At 62.6% G+C, this 289-nt stretch carries 1 protein-coding gene; it reads right to left on the reverse strand.

What is annotated here, in order from left to right; genetic code table 11:
- On the reverse strand, positions 1 to 289 hold a 289-nt coding region (locus tag EN850_RS35735; RefSeq protein ID WP_136093086.1), incomplete at both ends, for an SIS domain-containing protein.

A 289-nucleotide genomic window follows, 5' to 3' on the forward strand; every position in this document is an offset into this window, starting at 1 on the left:
ATCACGTGCACGCCGTCGGACTCATTGAAGTTGCTGTCCTGGTCGGCGAACACGAACAGCTCGCCACCACGGGCGCGCACTTCCTGCATGTTCGACTTCACCTTCTCCAGCAGGCTGTCGTTGGGGGCGATCACCACCACCGGCATGTCCTCGTCCACCAGCGCCAGCGGGCCGTGCTTCAGTTCACCTGCCGGGTAGGCCTCGGCGTGGATATAGGAAATCTCCTTGAGCTTGAGCGAGCCTTCCAGCGCGATCGGGTAATGCAGGCCACGGCCCAGGAACAGCGCAT

Source organism: Mesorhizobium sp. M8A.F.Ca.ET.207.01.1.1 (genome assembly GCF_004794715.1).
Taxonomy (GTDB): domain Bacteria; phylum Pseudomonadota; class Alphaproteobacteria; order Rhizobiales; family Rhizobiaceae; genus Mesorhizobium.